The 16,478-nt window shown below is 65.5% G+C and carries 13 protein-coding genes; 11 read left to right on the top strand and 2 right to left on the bottom strand.

The window, feature by feature from the left end; all coding sequences use genetic code 11:
• Nucleotides 1-42: 42 nt before the first annotated feature.
• Entirely contained in the window at nucleotides 43-1,227 is a 1,185-nt protein-coding gene (locus tag ACSQ3L_RS14450; protein ID WP_436160566.1) for a Gfo/Idh/MocA family protein, read from the bottom strand.
• A gap of 341 nt (nucleotides 1,228-1,568) precedes the next feature.
• On the opposite strand from ACSQ3L_RS14450, the gene ACSQ3L_RS14445 reads away from it, so the two are divergent.
• From ACSQ3L_RS14445 to ACSQ3L_RS14395, 11 genes are all read left to right on the top strand, one after another.
• Nucleotides 1,569-2,456, top strand: coding sequence for a MurR/RpiR family transcriptional regulator (locus tag ACSQ3L_RS14445; protein ID WP_436160565.1), 888 nt, complete (start codon nucleotides 1,569-1,571; stop codon nucleotides 2,454-2,456).
• Between the two features lie 78 nt (nucleotides 2,457-2,534).
• Nucleotides 2,535-3,317 (top strand): SDR family oxidoreductase, encoded by a 783-nt coding sequence (locus ACSQ3L_RS14440; protein WP_436160564.1) that lies wholly within the window; start codon nucleotides 2,535-2,537, stop codon nucleotides 3,315-3,317.
• Nucleotides 3,293-4,843 (top strand): mannitol dehydrogenase family protein, encoded by a 1,551-nt coding sequence (locus ACSQ3L_RS14435; RefSeq protein WP_436160563.1) that lies wholly within the window; start codon nucleotides 3,293-3,295, stop codon nucleotides 4,841-4,843. The genes ACSQ3L_RS14440 and ACSQ3L_RS14435 overlap by 25 nt, the downstream gene beginning before the upstream one ends.
• Before the next feature lie 38 nt (nucleotides 4,844-4,881).
• Nucleotides 4,882-5,796: a sugar phosphate isomerase/epimerase family protein gene (locus tag ACSQ3L_RS14430; protein WP_436160562.1), complete on the top strand. Its 915-nt coding sequence runs from the start codon at nucleotides 4,882-4,884 to the stop codon at nucleotides 5,794-5,796.
• A gap of 89 nt (nucleotides 5,797-5,885) precedes the next feature.
• Nucleotides 5,886-6,920 carry an ABC transporter substrate-binding protein gene (locus tag ACSQ3L_RS14425; protein WP_436160561.1) on the top strand — a complete coding sequence of 345 codons (1,035 nt, stop codon included), beginning with the start codon at nucleotides 5,886-5,888 and terminating at the stop codon, nucleotides 6,918-6,920.
• A 236-nt stretch (nucleotides 6,921-7,156) separates the two neighbouring features.
• On the top strand, nucleotides 7,157-8,719 hold the full coding sequence (locus tag ACSQ3L_RS14420) for a sugar ABC transporter ATP-binding protein (protein WP_436160560.1): 1,563 nt from the start codon (nucleotides 7,157-7,159) through the stop codon (nucleotides 8,717-8,719).
• A complete protein-coding gene (locus ACSQ3L_RS14415; protein WP_436160559.1) occupies nucleotides 8,716-9,687 on the top strand; it encodes an ABC transporter permease in 972 nt (323 codons plus the stop codon). The genes ACSQ3L_RS14420 and ACSQ3L_RS14415 overlap by 4 nt, the downstream gene beginning before the upstream one ends.
• A gap of 253 nt (nucleotides 9,688-9,940) precedes the next feature.
• Complete coding sequence (locus tag ACSQ3L_RS14410) at nucleotides 9,941-10,921, top strand: ABC transporter permease (RefSeq protein WP_436160558.1); 981 nt, start codon at nucleotides 9,941-9,943, stop codon at nucleotides 10,919-10,921.
• Between the two features lie 54 nt (nucleotides 10,922-10,975).
• A complete protein-coding gene (locus ACSQ3L_RS14405; protein WP_436160557.1) occupies nucleotides 10,976-11,794 on the top strand; it encodes an N-formylglutamate amidohydrolase in 819 nt (272 codons plus the stop codon).
• Nucleotides 11,794-13,659, top strand: a complete 1,866-nt coding sequence (locus ACSQ3L_RS14400; RefSeq protein WP_436160556.1) for a flavohemoglobin expression-modulating QEGLA motif protein — start codon at nucleotides 11,794-11,796, stop codon at nucleotides 13,657-13,659. Before ACSQ3L_RS14405 ends, ACSQ3L_RS14400 begins: the two co-directional genes overlap by 1 nt.
• 15 nt (nucleotides 13,660-13,674) lie before the next feature.
• The gene (locus tag ACSQ3L_RS14395; RefSeq protein WP_436160555.1) at nucleotides 13,675-14,721 is read left to right on the top strand and encodes a glutathione synthase; all 1,047 of its coding nucleotides are present in this window, start codon (nucleotides 13,675-13,677) and stop codon (nucleotides 14,719-14,721) included.
• 68 nt (nucleotides 14,722-14,789) lie between these two features.
• Here the strand turns inward: ACSQ3L_RS14395 and ACSQ3L_RS14390 are convergent, their stop codons facing one another.
• On the bottom strand, nucleotides 14,790-16,292 hold the full coding sequence (locus ACSQ3L_RS14390; protein ID WP_436160554.1) for a helicase HerA domain-containing protein: 1,503 nt from the start codon (nucleotides 16,290-16,292) through the stop codon (nucleotides 14,790-14,792).
• Nucleotides 16,293-16,478 lie beyond the last annotated feature (186 nt).

Here is a 16,478-nt window from a genome sequence, read left to right as displayed (position 1 = left end):
GGAGACGGTGCGGGGCGAACGAACCGCCCTGCCCATCGCCTCTCATCCAAACCTTGCAGCCGTCCACGCCCCGCCGGCCGCATTCGAATCCACTGCGGCGGCAACAAACTTCACGCCGCGCGCGCCGTCAACGACATCGGGCACCTGTGCCGCGCGTGCGGGATCGACGGTGCCGCCCGAGCGATGGGCGCGGATGATGTCGGCGGCGTCGCGGTAGAAATTGGCGAAGGCCTCGATATAGCCTTCGGGGTGCGCCGCCGGCATGCGCGACACGCGCTGGCTTTCCGCGGTCGAGCCATGGCCGCCGCGCACCAGCGTGCGGCTTTCCTCGCCATAGATGGAGAAGCGCAATTCCTCCGGCCGCGCGCCCGACCATTCGAGCCCGGCCTTGTCGCCATAGATGCGCACGGACAGATCATTGTAGTGGCCGGGCGATGTCTGGCTGGCCAGGATGGTGCCGCGCGCGCCGCCGGTCCAGCGCACCAGCACATGCGCATTGTCGTCGAGCCGGCGTCCCGGCACGGCGGTGAACAGGTCTGCCGACACAGCCTCGGCCTCGCAGCCCGATATGTAGCTCGCCAAATTGAAGGCATGCACGCCGATGTCGGCCAGAACAGCCGACTGCCCAGCGCGCGCCGGATCGGTGCGCCACTCCGCCTGCTTCTGGCCCTCGGCGTCTATCGGCTTGGTCAGCCAGTCCTGGATATACGAACCATGCACGGACACGATCCGCCCAAGCTCGCCCGCCGCCACCATCTCGCGCGCCTGGCGGACCATGGCGTAGCCGGTGTTGTTCAGCGTAACGACGAAGCGGCGCTTTTTCGCCTTCGCCAGCGTCACCAGCGCTTCGGCGTCGGCCAGCGTGGTCGACAGCGGCTTGTCGCAGATCACGTCGATGCCGGCTTCGAGGAAGGTCGTGGCGATCGGCGCGTGCAGATGGTTGGGCGTGACGATGACCACCGCCTCGATGCCGTCCGGCCGCGCGGCCTCAGCTCGCGCCATCTCACGATAGTCGGCATAGCTGCGCTCCGGCGCGATGCCGATCTCGGCGGCCGAGGCGGCGGCGTTCTCCGCATCGGAGGACAGCGCGCCGGCGACCAGCGCAATCTGGTCGTCGAGCCGCATGGCGAGGCGATGCACGGCGCCGATGAACGCATTGCGGCCGCCGCCGACCATGCCGACCCGCAAACGCTGGCGCGCCGATCCGTCCGATGTTGCATAGACCATGCGTTTTCCTCGCGCTGATTTAAGGGCTGAGGCCCGATATCAGGCCAGCACCCACCGTCGAGTTCTGTGGCGCCCCCCTCTGTCCTGCCGGACATCTCCCCCACTTGGGGGGAGATCGGCAGTGTCGACTGCGGCGCCTTTCTTGCAACGCTGGCGATTGGCGAAAGCAGAGGTGACGTCCGATCTCCCTCCTTGTGGGGGAGATGTCCGGCAGGACAGAGGGGGGCGCCGTAGAGCGCCACCTTGACCGTTAGCATCACTCTTCAAGACCGCAACTCACCATCGAACACAATTTCCAATTTCCATATTGTAAAACGATCGTGCCGCGCTAGCCTGAAATCATGAAGGGGGCAGACAAAACACCGGGACGGTCCAGCGTCGACGAGGCGGCTACCCGCAAGCGCGGTCGCTCGCTGGCCGCACTCGGCTACATCCAGCCGCAGACCTATGAGGAGCTGCGCGCTGTGCTGTCGTCCGGCACGGTGCATTTCCCCAAGCGGCTGCGCCAGGTGGCGATCTTCCTATGGCAGCATCCGAGCGACGTCGCGCTTGGCACCATCGCCCAGGTGGCGGCACAGGCCGGCGTCCAGCCGTCGACGCTGGTGCGCTTTGCCCAGATATTCGGCTATGCCGGCTTTTCCGATTTCCAGGGCCTGTTCAAGGACCACGTCAAGGGATCCTGGCCGGAAGGGCGCGGCGAGCAGCGGACCGAGACCGAGCCCAATCTGCATTTTCTGCATGGCATGGTCGGCGCCTCGCAGGCCTCGCTTGGCCGCATCGAGAGCGGCTTCGACGTCGAAAGCTTCGAAAAGATGGTGGCGCTGCTGGCGGCCGCCGACCTGATCTATGTCATCGGCTCCAAGCGCGCCTTTCCCGTCACCACCTATCTGTCGCTGACGCTCTCGCAGCAAGGCGTGCGCAACGTGCTGGTCGACAATGTCGGCTCGTCCGCGCTCGACCAGGTCGGCTGCATCGGCAGAGGAGATGCCGTGCTGGCGGTCTCCTTCAGCCCCTACAATTCGATCACGCCCGACCTCGTCGCCGTGGCGCATGAGCGCGAGGCGCGCATCGTCACCATCACCGACAGCACCTTCAGCCCGCTGATCGCGCTGTCGGACAGCTGGCTGGAAGTGGTGGAATCCGACTTCGCCGGCTTCCGCTCGCTGGCCGCGTCGCTGGCGGTCGGCATGGCGCTGGTCCAAGGCGTCGCGGCAAAGCGCGGCATATGAGACGCCGCTGGCACAATTGACTACCGGGAATTGCTGTTCCATATTTCAAAAAATAGAAACTTTGTTCCGGGAGGAGGAATGGAGCTTCAGCTCAACGGTAAGGTGGCGCTGGTCACCGGTTCGACGCAAGGCATCGGCCGCGCGATCGCCGAGACGCTGGCGCGTTCGGGCGCCGGCGGCCTGCTGGTCACCGGGCGCGAGAAGGTGCGTGGCCAGGCGGTCGCGGCGGAGCTTTCGCAATTGGGCACGCCGACACTCTTCGTCGCCGCCGACCTCGCCGACCCGGCAACCCCTGCCCTTCTGGCGCAAGCCTGCGTCGACCGTTTCGGCCGCATCGACGCGCTGGTCAACGCCGCAGGGCTGACCGACCGAGCGTCATTCCTCGATGCCGATCTCGACGACTGGGCGGCGCTGTTCGCCGTCAACGCGCGCGCCCCGTTCTTCCTCATGCAGGCGGCCATCGCCGACATGAAGCAGCGCGGCCAGGGCGGCGCTATTCTCAACATCCTGTCGATCAACGCCCATTGCGGCTCGCCGGAGCTCGCCGTCTATTCCGCCACCAAGGGCGCGCTGGCGACGCTGACCAAGAACGCCGCCAACGCCCACCGCTTCGACCGCATCCGCGTCAACGGCATCAATGTCGGCTGGACCGATACGCCGGCCGAGCGCGTCATGCAGGCCGACACGCTGGGCAACGGCCCGGGCTGGCTCGATGCCGCCAACGCGTCGCAGCCTTTCGGCCGCCTGTTCTCGACGAACGATATCGCCAACCTCGCGGTCTTCCTGCTTTCCGATGCTGCCGGGCCGATGACCGGGACGTTGATCGACCAGGAACAATGGGTGATCGGGGCGAACCGGTGAGCGCCATCGAAACGCTTGGCCCGGCCCTGCTGGAGAGGCTTCCCGCCGCTGTCCAGACACCGGCCTATGACCGCGCGGCGCTTGCCGTGGGGATGGCGCATCTCGGCGTCGGCGCTTTCCACCGCTGCCACCAGGCCGAATACACCGACGATCTCCTGTCGCTCCAGTTCGACCGCTGGGGCGTGGTCGGCATCAACATCCGTCCGCCCCAGCTTGCCGACACCCTCGGCCGGCAAAGCGGGCTCTACACAAGGCTGATCCGTGAGAACAGCCACATCGAGGCGCGCGTCATCGGCAGCATCCTGGAAGTGGTCGACAGCCAGGCAAGTGCCGCACCGGCACTCAAGGTGCTGTCGTCACCTGATATCGAGCTGGTGACGATGACGGTGACCGAGAAAGGCTATTGCCACATCCCGTCGAGCGGACAACTCGACCTTAGCCATCCCGACATCCTCCATGACCTCGCCAACCCCGAGGCGCCGCGCAGCGTGCCCGGTCTATTGGCGCGGGCGCTGGAGCGGCGCCGGGCTACGCATGGCCAGCCGCTGACGCTACTCTCCTGCGACAACGTTCCGACCAATGGCGTGATCCTCGAGACCGTCGTGCGGACTTTTGCCGAACGGCGCGGCAATGGTCTGGCCAGCTGGATCGCGGGCAATACCACCTTCCCTTCGGCCATGGTCGACCGCATCGCGCCCGCGGTGACGCAGGATGACCTCGACAGCGTCGAGCAGTGGTTCGGCTACCGCGATGCCGCAATTGCCGTCGGCGAGCCGTTCCAGCAGTGGGTGATCGAACATAAATTCGCCGGCCGCATGCCGCGCTGGGATCTGGTCGGCGCCAGTTTCGTCGATGATGTCACCCCGTACGAGCATCTCAAGATGCGGGTGCTCAACGGCGCCCAGACGACGCTTGCCACGCTCGGCGTGCTGGCCGGCCTCGAACACACATCGGATGCCATCGCCGACCCGCTGCTGGCGGCCTTCATCAAGCGCATGCTTGTCGAGGAAACGCTGCCGACACTGACGTCGGTGCCGGGCATCGAGCCGCTGGCCTATGTCGAGCAAAGCCTCGGCCGCTTGCGCAACACCGCGATCCGCCACCGCAACCACCAGATCGCCACCGACGGCTCGCAGAAGATCGTGCAGCGCCTGCTCAACCCTATCCGCGACCGCTTGCGGCAGAGCCAAGGCATCGCGCTGCTGTCGGTGCCGGTCGCCGGCTGGATGGCCTATCTGATCCAGGCTTCGGAAAAATTCGGCAAACGCTGGCCGGTGTCGGACCCCTATGCCGGCAAGGTCGCCGCGATTGCCAACGCAACCGGCCGCGACCCGCGGGCGCTGGCTTCCGGCATCCTTGCCATCGACACGATTTTCGACCCCGGCCTTGCCGCGAACGACACGTTCCGCGCGGCCGTCACATCGGCGCTCGATGGGCTGCTTTCGGACGATCCGATGGCAACCGTCAGGCGCAGTCTGAAACAAGCCGACACCACACGGTTGAAGCGGCCGGCTCGATCTGCATAGTACAAGTCGGTCGTGAAGCCACGACCAGGGGAGGCAGCATGAAACTTGGAGTGCTCACCGCACCGTTCGCGGAGACGCCACTTGGCGAGGTCGCCAATTGGGTAAGCGCGGCCGGCTTCGAGGCATTGGAAATCGCCTGCTGGCCGAAATCATCCGGCGCCAGCCGCCGCTATGCCGGCACCAGCCATATCGACGCGGCTTCGACCTCGCCCGGACAGGCGAAAGAAATTGTCGCCTCGCTGGCGGAGAAGAATCTCACCGTCTCCGGCCTCGGCTACTATCCAAATCCGCTGCACCCCGATGCCTCTCACCGCGCCGAAGTGATCGGCCATCTGAAGAAGGTGATCGTGCTGGCCGCCAATATGGGCGTGCCTGTCGTCAACACCTTCTGCGGCGGCGATGCGTCGAAGACCGTCGACGTCAACTGGCAGGCGGCGCTCAAGGTCTGGCCCGAAATCGTCGCCCATGCGCGCGGCCAGGGCGTCAAGCTCGCCTTCGAGAACTGCCCGATGATCTTCAGCTATGACGAGTGGCCGGGCGGGCACAACATCGCCTATTCGCCGCAGGTCTGGCGCCGCATCCTCGAAGCCTGGGGCGGCGAGGTCGGCATGAATTTCGACCCCTCGCACCTGGTCTGGCAGATGATCGACCAAGCCCGCTTCATCAGGGAATTCGGCCCCTACATGCTGCATGTCCACGCCAAGGACCTGATGATTGATCATGATGGTTTGTATGAGCGCGGAATTCTGTCTTCCGGCATAGGCTGGCAGGTGCCGCGCATGCCGGGACTGGGCGATGTCGACTGGAGCGGTTTCTTCTCCGGCCTCTACCGCGCCGGTTATGACGGATCGGTCATCATCGAACACGAGGACAGGCGATTTGAAGGCAGCGACGACCAGGTAAAGCGAGGTTTTCTGCTCGCCCGCGACGTGCTGCGTCCTTTCGTGAAATGAAATTAGAGCGCGCCGCATGACTCATTTTGTCAGAGGCGTGCTTTAACGACTTGAACTGGAACTGAAAAACAATGTGGAGGAAGTCTGAAATGAAGAAAATCCTGACCATGGTCCCGCTGCTTGCGGGTGCAGCCTTGCTGGCTTCGATGGGCGTCTCGTCCGCCGCCGGCAAATACACGATCGGCATCTCCAACACCGTGCAGGGCAATGGCTGGCGCGAGGAGATGGTCTGCGCCATGAAGGCGCAGGCGCTGGCCTCCGGCGAGGTCGCCAAGCTCAACATCGCCCACCGCAACACCGATGCCGCAGGCCAGCTGGAAGACATCCGCAATTTGATCAGCGCCAAGGTCGACGCTATCGTCGTCAACCCGGCCGATCCGGCCGGCATCAAGGCGGGCCTGGAAGAAGCCACCAAGGCCGGCATCGTGGTCGTCGCCGTCGACCAGGCAGTCACCGAACCGTCGGCCTACATCATCTCCAACAACCAGGAGCAGTACGCCTATCTCGGTGCTAAATGGCTGTTCCGGCAGATGGGCGGCAAGGGCGACGTGTTCTACATGCGCGGCGCGGCCGGTGCTTCGGCCGACAGCGATCGCGACAAAGGCTTCAAGAAGGCGCTGGCCGAATTCCCCGACGTGAAGGTCGCGCAGGAAGTCTTCACCGGCTGGCAGCAGGACCAGGCCAAGCAGCAGATGCTGTCCTTCCTCGCCACCGGCACGCCGATCAACGGTGTGTGGACGTCGGGCATCGACAACGTCATCGTCGACGCGCTGGTCGAGTCGCAGGCTCCGCTGGTGCCGGTGGTCGGCGCCGACAATGCCGGCTTCGTCGGCCAGTTGAGCTCGGTCAAGGACCTCGTCGGTGCCGCAGTCACCAACCCCGGCTCGATCGGCGGCGCGGGTGTGACGCTCGCGCTACAGATCCTCGACGGCAAGAAGCCTGCCCAGCAGACCGTGCTGGTCGAGCCGCAGCTGTGGGAGAACGCCACCGAGGAAGGCAAGGCCAAGCTGAAGGCCGCCGCCGACCCGTCGCTGAGCCCCGAATGGCCGGTCTCGATCTCCATCCCGGACTGGACGACGTATACGAAGGAACAGATCGTGGCCTGCAAGGGTCCGGGGGAGTAAGTCTCCGGTATCCCTGCCTAACAAGGCGGGGAAGTCACATATGGGCAAAGGCCCCCTCACCCGGATTGCCAACCGAATTGCAAAGGGCAATTCGGGGCAATCCGACCTCTCCCCGAGGGGAGAGGAGCCAGCGCTAGCGCCAGCCTCTTCTCCCCCACGGGGAAGGTGGACGCGAAGCGGCCGGATGAGGGGGCCTCTCCACATGCGATAGCCATCTAAACCGAGAACAACCCAATTTGATCACCAACCCCCTCCTCGACGCTACCGGCGTCGCCAAGAACTACGGCGCGGTTGCAGCGCTGCGCAACGCGTCGCTGTCGGTGCTGCCGGGCGAGGTGCACGCCTTGATGGGCGCCAATGGCGCCGGCAAATCGACGCTGGTGAAGATCCTGACCGGAGCTATCTCTGCCAATGCCGGCCGCATCCTGATCCGTGGCGAGGCCCGCGACATACGCTCGCCCGCCGCCGCCCGCCGCGCCGGCCTGCTGCCCGTCTATCAGGAGCCGTCGCTGATCCCCGATCTCGACGTGCTGTCCAATCTGCGGCTGACCGGCACGCCGGTCGAGCCGTTCCGCGCTTGGGTGCGTGAACTCGGCATTCCCGACCTCGATATCCGTGACACCGCGCGCGACATTCCGCTGGCCGTGCTGCGCGTGCTCGACCTGGCGCGCGCGCTGGCCGTCGAGCCCGACGTGCTGCTGCTCGACGAGATGACCGCCGCGCTCCCCGCCAACCTCGCCGAAAAGGTGCTGGAGGTGGTGCGCCGCCAGGGCGACAGCGGCCGCGCGGTGATCTTCATCTCGCACCGCTTCGTCGAAATCTCGGCACTCTGCGACCGCGCCACCGTGCTGCGCGACGGCGAGACCGTCGGCGTCGTCGACATCGTGCCTGGCATCGAGGAAAAGATCGTCGAGCTGATGCTCGGCACCCGCATCGTCAAGACCCATGTCGCCGCCCGGAGCGCTGCCCAGAAGGCAGCGCCCGCCCCTGCCCGGCCGCGGCTCTCCGTGCGCAATTTGCGCGTCGGCACCAAGCTCAACGACGTCTCCTTCGATCTCAGAGATGGCGAGGTCGCCGGCGTTGTGGCGCTCGAAGGCCAGGGCCAGGACGAGCTGTTTTCAGCCCTTGCCGGCTCGATCCGCCCCTCCGGCGGCACAATCGAAGTCGACGGGCAGCCAGCAAAGTTCTCGCATCCGATCGACGCCATCCGCACCGGCATCGCCTATGTGCCGGGCGACCGTGCCGAGGCGCTCGCGATGCAGCGCTCGGTGCGCGAGAACATCGCGCTGCCCTTCAGCGCCGCACTGCGCAACTGGGGGCCGATCAACATGCGCCGGGAGCGCGCCAAGGTGGTCAGCGCCATCGAGCGGCTGCAGATCGACACCCGCGCGCAAGGCGAGGTGCAGCGCCTGTCCGGCGGCAACCAGCAGAAGGTGACGATCGCCCGCTGGATCGCGGCGGACGCCCGCACCATCCTGTGCTTCGACCCGACGCGCGGCATCGATGTCGGCACCAAGCAGGAGATCTATCATCTGGTGCGCGAGCTTGCCGGCAACGGCAAGTCGGTGCTGTTCTACACCTCGGAACTCGAAGAGGTGCAGCGTGTCTGCGACCGCGTCATCGTCATCTTCGGCGGCCGCGTCGTCGATATCTTCCCGGTCGAGGAGGCCGACGAGCCGGCGCTGATGCGCGCCGCCTACGGCCTGCCGCGCGGTGCCAAGGCCGATGTCGGCATTTTGGCCGACCCTCACTCTTCTCCAGAAACCGCGCATGCTTCGGAGCCGGGAGCGACGCCATGACCTATTTCCTGCGCCGCCAGGGCTGGGTCGCTGGCCTGTTCGCTCTCTTCGTCGCCCTGTTCATCATCACGAAACTGATCCAGCCGGCCTATGGCAGCGGCGATTTCGGCTCGCTGGTGCGCGCCGTCCTGCCCTATGCCTTTGCCGTGGCCGCCCAGACGGTCGTTGTCATCGCCGGCGGCATCGACCTGTCGGTCGCCGCCATGATGGCACTAACCAGCGTCACGGCCGCCTCGATGATGGCCGGCGCCTCCGAAGAATACGCGCTGTTCGTGGTGCCCTTCGTGCTCGCCATGGGTTTCGTGCTCGGCGCCGTCAACGGCATGCTGATCGTCGTCACCCGCGTGCCCGACATCGTCGTCACGCTGGCCACTCTGTTCGTGCTGCAGGGTGCTGCCCTGCTGGTGCTCGACGCGCCGGGCGGTGCGGCCGCCGAATGGCTGAAGGCGCTGATCTCCGGCACCGTGCCGATACCAGGCCTGCCTGACAGCATCGATGCCTGGCTGCCCAAGGCGCTGCTGGTGCTGATCGTCTGCCTCTGCGTCATCTGGATCCCGCTCCGGCGTTCGCGCCTCGGCCTCTCCATCTACGCCATCGGCTCAAGCGAACTGGCGGCGTTCCGCAGCGGCGTGCCGGTCAAGCGCACCCGCATCATCGCCTATGCGCTGTCGGGCCTGTTTGCCGCCATGGGCGGGCTGGCGCTGACCATGAGCACCGGCATCGGCGCCCCCATCCCCGGCCCCTATCTGCTCGCCAGCGTCGCCGCGGTGGTGCTGGGCGGCGTGGCGCTCGGCGGCGGCAAGGGCGGCCTGCTCGGCCCCATCGTCGCCGTCTTCGTGCTGCGGCTGGTGCGCACAGATTTGACGCTGCTTGCCATCGACCCCAACGTCACCGCCATCATCGAAGGCGCCATCATGGTCGCCGTGGTGATGTTCGGCGCGTTTATCACGATGCGGGGGCGGCAGTGATGAGTAGGCAAAAAATGGAGCTTGGCGCTCTACGGCGCCCCCCTCTGGCCTGCCGGCCATCTCCCCCACTTGTGGGGAGATCGGCTGTCATCGCGGCCTTCGCCAATCTCCAACATTGCAGAAAAGAGAGGGGCGCCGAAGCTGCCAATCTCCCCACCCGTGGGGGAGATGGCCGGCAGGCCAGAGGGGGGCGCCGTAGAGCGCTGTCCTCCCAGAACATCGGGCAAACCCCATCGCCACCACGAGCCGCCCCATGAGCACCACCGCGATTACCCCCGTCCCCTTCGGCCGCCGGATAAAGCGCTTCATGGCCGACCGGCCACTGATCCCGCTGATCATCCTGCTCGTCATCCTGGTGGTGATCCTGCAGATCCTGCGCCCCGGCATCGTCAACGAGCGCTGGATCGCCAACACCATCAAATTCGCCATCCCGCTGGCGATCCTGGCCGGCTGCCAGACCATGACCATGCTGACTGGCGGCATCGACCTGTCTGTCGGCACGGTCGCGACGATGAGCGCCTTCATCATGGCCACGCAAGTCGTCAACCAGGACCCCGCCGTGGCCTTCATCATGGCGATGATGCCGGCGGTGCTGATCGGCCTCGTCAACGGCATCGGCGTCGGTGTCTTCCGCGTCCACCCGCTGATCATGACGCTGGGCACCAGCCTGATCGGCACCGGCTGCCTGCAGGTCTACCAGCGCACGGTGATCGCGTCCGGCGCAAAGATCCCCGACTTCCTCGCCTGGCTCGGCACCGGCCTGAGCTGGGGCATCCCCAACGCGCTGCTTTTGTTCGTGCCGCTGGCGGCGCTGATCGTCTTCACGCTCGCCCGCACCGGCTTCGGCCGCCTGCTCTACGCCGTCGGCGACAATGAGCGCGCTACGCGCCTGTCCGGCGTGCAATACTGGCAGGTCATATCAGCGCTCTATGTGATCTCCAGCCTGCTCGCAGGTATTACCGGCCTGCTCTATATCGGCCTGATCAAGGCCCCGTCGCTGTCGCTGGCCGAACCCCTGGTGCTGCCCTCTGTGGCGGCAGCCGTGATCGGCGGCACCTCGATCTTCGGCGGCCGCGGCGGCTACACCGGCACCATCATCGGCGCGCTGATCCTGACCGTGCTGACGACGCTGTTGACCATCCTGCAGATGCCGGAGGGCGCGCGGCGGATCTTGTTCGGGCTGATCGTGCTGTTCGTGACGGCGGCTTATCTAAGGATTGTCGAGGAAAGGTAAGGGCTTGTGCAGTGAACCGGAACCGTCCGCCCTCTCCGCGCATTTCAGTGGATCGTGAACAGGCGCACTCTCAACAACGCTTCGAACGGGTCATCGGCAGGCTGGACAATCAAGCTCGGTGAATCGCCTGTCATTGGCACGGCGATCCACAGCGGGTGCGATGTCGGGCGCGTTTGCCAATCGCTCCTGTCCATCTCCAGCGCCGACCGGCTGCGGGAGGAGGACCCCTTCACCGAACACTTTATCGCCGATTTCCCGACCCAGATCATCGTTCATCAATCGCGCTTTCAAGTTGATCTGAACCGCGCGCGCGAGGCTGCGATCTATCTGTCGCCGGACCAGTCCTGGGGCTTGAATGTCTGGCGAGAGCCACCGGCCGAGCGGATTATAGACGAGTCCCTCGCGTTTCATGACGCGTTCTATGCCGAGCTCAAGCGTGTCCTCGTCGATGTCGAAAAACGCTATGGCAGGTTCGTCCTTGTCGACGTCCACAGCTACAACCACCGGCGTGAAGGGCCGCAAGGAGTGCCCGCGTCTCAAGATGGCGCGCCCGATATCAATATCGGCACATTCTCGATGGACCGCGAACGCTGGGCGCCAGTCGTCGACGCTTTCATCGAGGCGCTTCGCGGCCAACGTCTCAACGGCGAACCTATCGATGTGCGCGAGAACGTATCCTTCCAGGGCAAGGGCGAACAGACCCGCTTCGTCCATGCCAATTTCCCAGAAACCGGGTGTGCCATCGCGGTCGAGTTCAAGAAGATCTTCATGGACGAATGGAGCGGCGAACCCGATTGGGGCACAATCGAGCGGCTGCGCGCCATGCTGGCATCGACCGTGCCCGTCCTGGAGTCGGCGCTGCGGGCCATGTGATGAAGCCGAAGCTCGTCGAACCCACGTCTCCGTCGGCGCTAATCGAAGCCGATTTGGACGCGCTTTTCCGGGACGGCAAGCCGATCCGCCGCGAATTCGGCAATGGCAACCGTTTGCACATGGATCGGCCGCTGCCCTTTCTGTGTGTCCATGTTGGGTCGCCCCAGGATGCGGCCTTCCACATTGTTTCTGCCAACGCCTCCTATCTCATCGCGGTCGACATCGACCTCGCCGGCGAGGTCGCACGGCTGGTGGCGCGAAGGACGCGCGATCACTGCGGCGCATTCCTCCTGCTGGACATCGGCGAGTTGGCCGAAGACCGGTTCCTGACTGAGGATGTTCCATTCCTGCCGCCTTTCGAGATTGCGCTGGCCTGCGGCAACACGGCGGCGGAGAAGGCGGCGCTCAAGCGCTTCGCCACCGCTGCGTCCGCGCGCGAGGCAAAATACCGCACGCCGCGTGTGGACGAACTCAGCCCCACGACATCAGCCGAAGCACGGCTCTGGGATGATCCCGGTGATGCGGCGTGCCTGACGGTACGCTTCGCACCGATCTACAGGGTGCCGGGCACCAGGCGCGTCTACCCCGAACTCCACGACCTCGTCGTCGCCAACATGGTCGATTCCTCGCTGCAGGCCGTCAGCGCCTTCCTGAAGGCATCAAGCCTGGAACAGCCGGCGACCCATCGTGCCCTGGGGCGCCGCGCCTATATCGACGCGGTCGTGCGCGCCGACCGGGCGATCGACAATGTCGCGTCGACCTTCGATTTTCTGCTTGCCGTCACACCGATCAACGCCGAACCAGCCTGGCGGGAATTCCAGGCAGGCGCCTTCGAACGCGTTCCCGCACTGCTTTACCGGCCGCTCGAATTCGAGGTCGCCGCCCAGAAGCGCAAGCTCTATGCGGTCTCGCTCGATCATCTGGAAGATCCGCTCCTGACCCGGCTGCTCTCCGAAAAGCAGCAGGAACTCGATCTCCAGTTGTCGATGCTCGCGGCACGCGAAACGCCGCGTTTCGTTGAACTCGGACGAGCCCTCTATGGCAGCGTCGAGCCGAGCCTGGCGGCCAGGGCACGCACCATTCTCGAAAGGGCACCGCGAGTTGCCCCAGTGGCCCGGCAAAAGCTGGATGCTGACGCTGTTGCCGCCGCCGCGCGCGACATGATCGCCGGATACCGGTCCGCCCACCCCGATTTCGATGCTTCCGTGGAGATCCGCGGCGACCTTCCGGCCGGCCTCCTGGTCACGCGAAACCAATTGCTGGTTTCGCGCGATACCAGCCTTCCACCGGAGCGTCTGACCGCGCTGCTCAGTCACGAGATCGGTGTTCACCTGCTGACCTATTTCAACGGTGATGCGCAGGGGCTGGCCATCTTCCGCAACGGGCTCGCCGGCTACGAGGGCATGCAGGAGGGACTGGCCGTGCTGGCGGAATATCTGGTCGGCGGCATGACCGCGGCGCGTTTGCGGCTGATCGCGGCCAGGGTCATCGCGTGTCAGGCGATGCTCGACGCCGCAACGTTCGAGGAGGCCTTCCACCTTCTCCGCAGGGATTTCGGTCTCGACGATCACGGCGCCTTCAACGTCGTTCTGCGCGTTTATCGAGGCGGTGGCCTCGCCAAAGACGCCATCTACCTGCGCGGCCTGCTGCAGATTCTCGATCATCTCAGGAATGGCGGCAGCCTCACTCCGTTCTGGATCGGCAAGATTTCCGCCGCGCATTTCGGTGCGATCCAGGAACTCAACGCGCGCGGCCTGCTGCGGGCGCCGCGCCTCGAACCTGCGTTCCTCTCTTCCGACGCGGCCCGTCCGCGCCTCAAGAAAGCGATGGCGGGAATCGATCCGATCGATATGGTTGAAACCTGAGCGGGGGGCTCCTGAATGCGCATTGCCTTCTTCGTCAATTCCATTGAGAGCGAGACGCCCGGCTACACGACGACAGCGTTGGCGCTCGCTGCAGTCCAGCGCGGTCATTCCGTTGTCTACGTTGAGCCGGGCGACTTCATACTTCGCGCCGATGACAGTCTGGCTATCAGCGTAGCGGTTCTGCCGGGTGCTCCCTACAAAACGTCCGACAGATTGCATGCTGCCCTGAGGCAGGCCGCAATGCAGAAGAAGACCTTGGCGATCAGCGATGTCGACATTTTGTTTCTGCGCAACGACCCGTCGCTCGACGCCACCGATCGACCATGGGCCGCCAATGCAGGTATCATGTTCGGGCGGCTGGCGGCAGAACGCGGCGTGATTGTCGTCAACGATCCGGACGGCCTGGGGCAGGCACAGAGCAAGCTCTACCTTCAGTCTTTCCCCGAGGCGGTCAGGCCAGCGACCCTGATATCGCGCAGCATTGCCGAGATCCGCGCATTCATCGACAAACACCCGAAGGGCTGCATCGTCAAACCCCTGCAAGGGTCGGGTGGCAAGAACGTCTTTCATATCGCGACGCCTGCCGATTCCAACGTCAACCAGATTTTCGAGGCCGCCAGCGGTGCCGGCTACCTCATCGCGCAGGCCTACATTCCGGAGGCCAAGGCCGGCGACGTGCGTCTCTTCCTGATGAACGGCCTGCCGCTGATGCGCGACGGCAGTTATGCCGCCTTCCGCCGCGTGCCAGCCAAGGGCGACGTCCGCTCCAACATCCACGCCGCCGGAACCGCCCGCAAGGTCAAGGTGACGGACACGATGTTGGCCATTGCCGAGATGGTGCGCCCCAAATTGATCAGCGACGGCATGTTTCTGGTTGGGCTCGACATCGTCGGCGACAAACTTCTGGAGATCAACGTCTTCACGCCAGGCGGGCTGACCCGGCTCGCCGCTATGTACACGACGGATTTTGCCGCAAGTGTCGTCGTTGCGCTGGAGGAGAAGCTGAAGCTGCGCCAAGCCTATGGAAAGACCATACCGAATTCGCAGTTGGCGACGCTTTGATCACCTTCACTGAAAAGGCGCCGCAAAGGCGGCTTCTGACCTCAAAAGCGCCCTATCCGCCCTCAGCCTCACAGCGCCAGGCTCCCCTGCTCCAACTCCGCGGCGTTGGGGTCGCCCGGGGCCGTGGCCCAGGCGAGTTCGACCAGCGTCACGGTGCGCCGGCCTGTTCCGTCGAGCTGGCAGACGATGAGGCCCTGCTCCTCGATATAGGTCAACAGGCGCCGGGCACGGCGCAGTGAATGGGAGCCATAGGCGCGGGCGATCGCGGCATCGCTTGGGCACGGCCAGCCCTCCTTCGCCGCACGCGCGATCATCATGAACACGCCCTGCATGTCGTCGGGCAGCAGCGACGCGCGGACGGAAACGTCCCGCCACGCGTCATCTTGCGTCGTCTCGGAGCCGAGGCCGGCGCGGGCGCGCGTCAGCATGCGGCGAAACTCCGGCAGGTCGGGCACCACCGAGGCCAGGCCCTCGATTCGGCAGCGGACCACGAACTCCTGGTAGAGCACGCCGATCACGCGAAAACCGGCATCGGGTTGCGCCAGGATGGCGCGCAGCACACGGTCGACGCGCTCGCGGCGCTCCGCCAGATCCTCGGCGCTGATTTGCGGCTCCGCCGGTTCGGGGCGCATTTCCAGCGCCGCGGACTTGGCCGCCATCAGCTGGTCGAGCAGGTCCGGCGACGTCGGGCGGCGCGGCGTGCGCACGGTCTCCGGTGGCGGAGCGGCCAGGATCATCGCGCGTGCATCCTCGAGTGCGGATTCCGGCATTGCCATCAGCCGCGGCGTGCCATTGCGCGGGCTTGTGTCGGTCGGCCCGATGCGCAGACCGAGCGGACGGCGCGACAACGCCGGCCCCAGCGCCATGAACTGGCCGCGCTCCAGGTCGCGAAAAGCCTCCGCCTGGCGCCGCTCCATGCCCAAGAGATCGGCGGCGCGCGCCATGTCGATATCGAGGAAAGTGCGGCCCATCAGGAAGTTGGAGGCCTCGGCGGCGACATTCTTGGCGAGCTTGGCCAGCCGCTGGGTAGCGATGATGCCGGCCAGCCCACGCTTGCGGCCACGGCACATCAGATTGGTCATGGCGCCGAGCGAAAGTTTGCGCGCCTCGTCAGACACCTCGCCGGCCACTGCCGGCGCAAACAGCTGCGCCTCGTCCACCACCACCAGCATCGGATACCAGTGGTCGCGGGCGACCTCGAACAACCCGCCGAGGAAAGCGGCAGCGCGCCGCATCTGGTTCTCGGCGTCGAGCCCTTCGAGATTGAGCACGGTGGAGACGCGATGGATGCGCGCTCGCTCGCCGGCCGCCTGCAGGCCGCGCTCGGTATGCTGCTCGGCGTCGATCACCAGATGGCCGTAGCGGTCGCCCAGTGAGACGAAGTCGCCCTCGGGGTCGATGATGGTCTGCTGCACCCAGGGCGCGCTCTGCTCCAGCAGGCGCCGCAGCAGATGCGACTTGCCGGAGCCCGAATTACCCTGCACCAGAAGCCGCGTCGCCAGCAATTCCTCGAGGTCCAGCTTCGCCGGAGCGCCTGCGGTCGTGTGTCCCATCTCGATCGCAACGGTCATCTCGACTCAGGCGCTCCTTTCGCAGACGGGCTTATCAACCGGATCACAGCCCGTCGAGCACGCATGGCCGCCGGTTCCGCGTTGCACACAGCTGTCCTGACGGTGTCTGTCGGGTGAGCCCTGTGGATAGTAACCGGTTGTTCACCATGGGCCGGTGTTCCGATTGCAGACGCCCCGCATCCACCT

It is taken from the genome of Mesorhizobium sp. LjRoot246, assembly GCF_964254115.1.
Classification (GTDB): Bacteria; Pseudomonadota; Alphaproteobacteria; order Rhizobiales; family Rhizobiaceae; genus Mesorhizobium.
Note: the sequence above shows the minus strand (reverse complement) of the source record. Positions and strands in the feature narration are given on the sequence as shown.

Bases quoted from the DNA above. Each gene is read 5' to 3' on its own strand.
- ACSQ3L_RS14410 (WP_436160558.1), top strand. From the start codon at position 9,941: ATGAGCACCACCGCGATTACCCCCGTCCCCTTCGGCCGCCGGATAAAG.
- ACSQ3L_RS14445 (WP_436160565.1), top strand. From the start codon at position 1,569: ATGAAGGGGGCAGACAAAACACCGGGACGGTCCAGCGTCGACGAGGCG.
- ACSQ3L_RS14395 (WP_436160555.1), top strand. From the start codon at position 13,675: ATGCGCATTGCCTTCTTCGTCAATTCCATTGAGAGCGAGACGCCCGGC.
- ACSQ3L_RS14425 (WP_436160561.1), top strand. From the start codon at position 5,886: ATGAAGAAAATCCTGACCATGGTCCCGCTGCTTGCGGGTGCAGCCTTG.
- ACSQ3L_RS14450 (WP_436160566.1), bottom strand. From the start codon at position 1,227: ATGGTCTATGCAACATCGGACGGATCGGCGCGCCAGCGTTTGCGGGTC.
- ACSQ3L_RS14415 (WP_436160559.1), top strand. From the start codon at position 8,716: ATGACCTATTTCCTGCGCCGCCAGGGCTGGGTCGCTGGCCTGTTCGCT.
- ACSQ3L_RS14435 (WP_436160563.1), top strand. From the start codon at position 3,293: ATGGGTGATCGGGGCGAACCGGTGAGCGCCATCGAAACGCTTGGCCCG.
- ACSQ3L_RS14400 (WP_436160556.1), top strand. From the start codon at position 11,794: ATGAAGCCGAAGCTCGTCGAACCCACGTCTCCGTCGGCGCTAATCGAA.
- ACSQ3L_RS14430 (WP_436160562.1), top strand. From the start codon at position 4,882: ATGAAACTTGGAGTGCTCACCGCACCGTTCGCGGAGACGCCACTTGGC.
- ACSQ3L_RS14440 (WP_436160564.1), top strand. From the start codon at position 2,535: ATGGAGCTTCAGCTCAACGGTAAGGTGGCGCTGGTCACCGGTTCGACG.
- ACSQ3L_RS14390 (WP_436160554.1), bottom strand. From the start codon at position 16,292: ATGACCGTTGCGATCGAGATGGGACACACGACCGCAGGCGCTCCGGCG.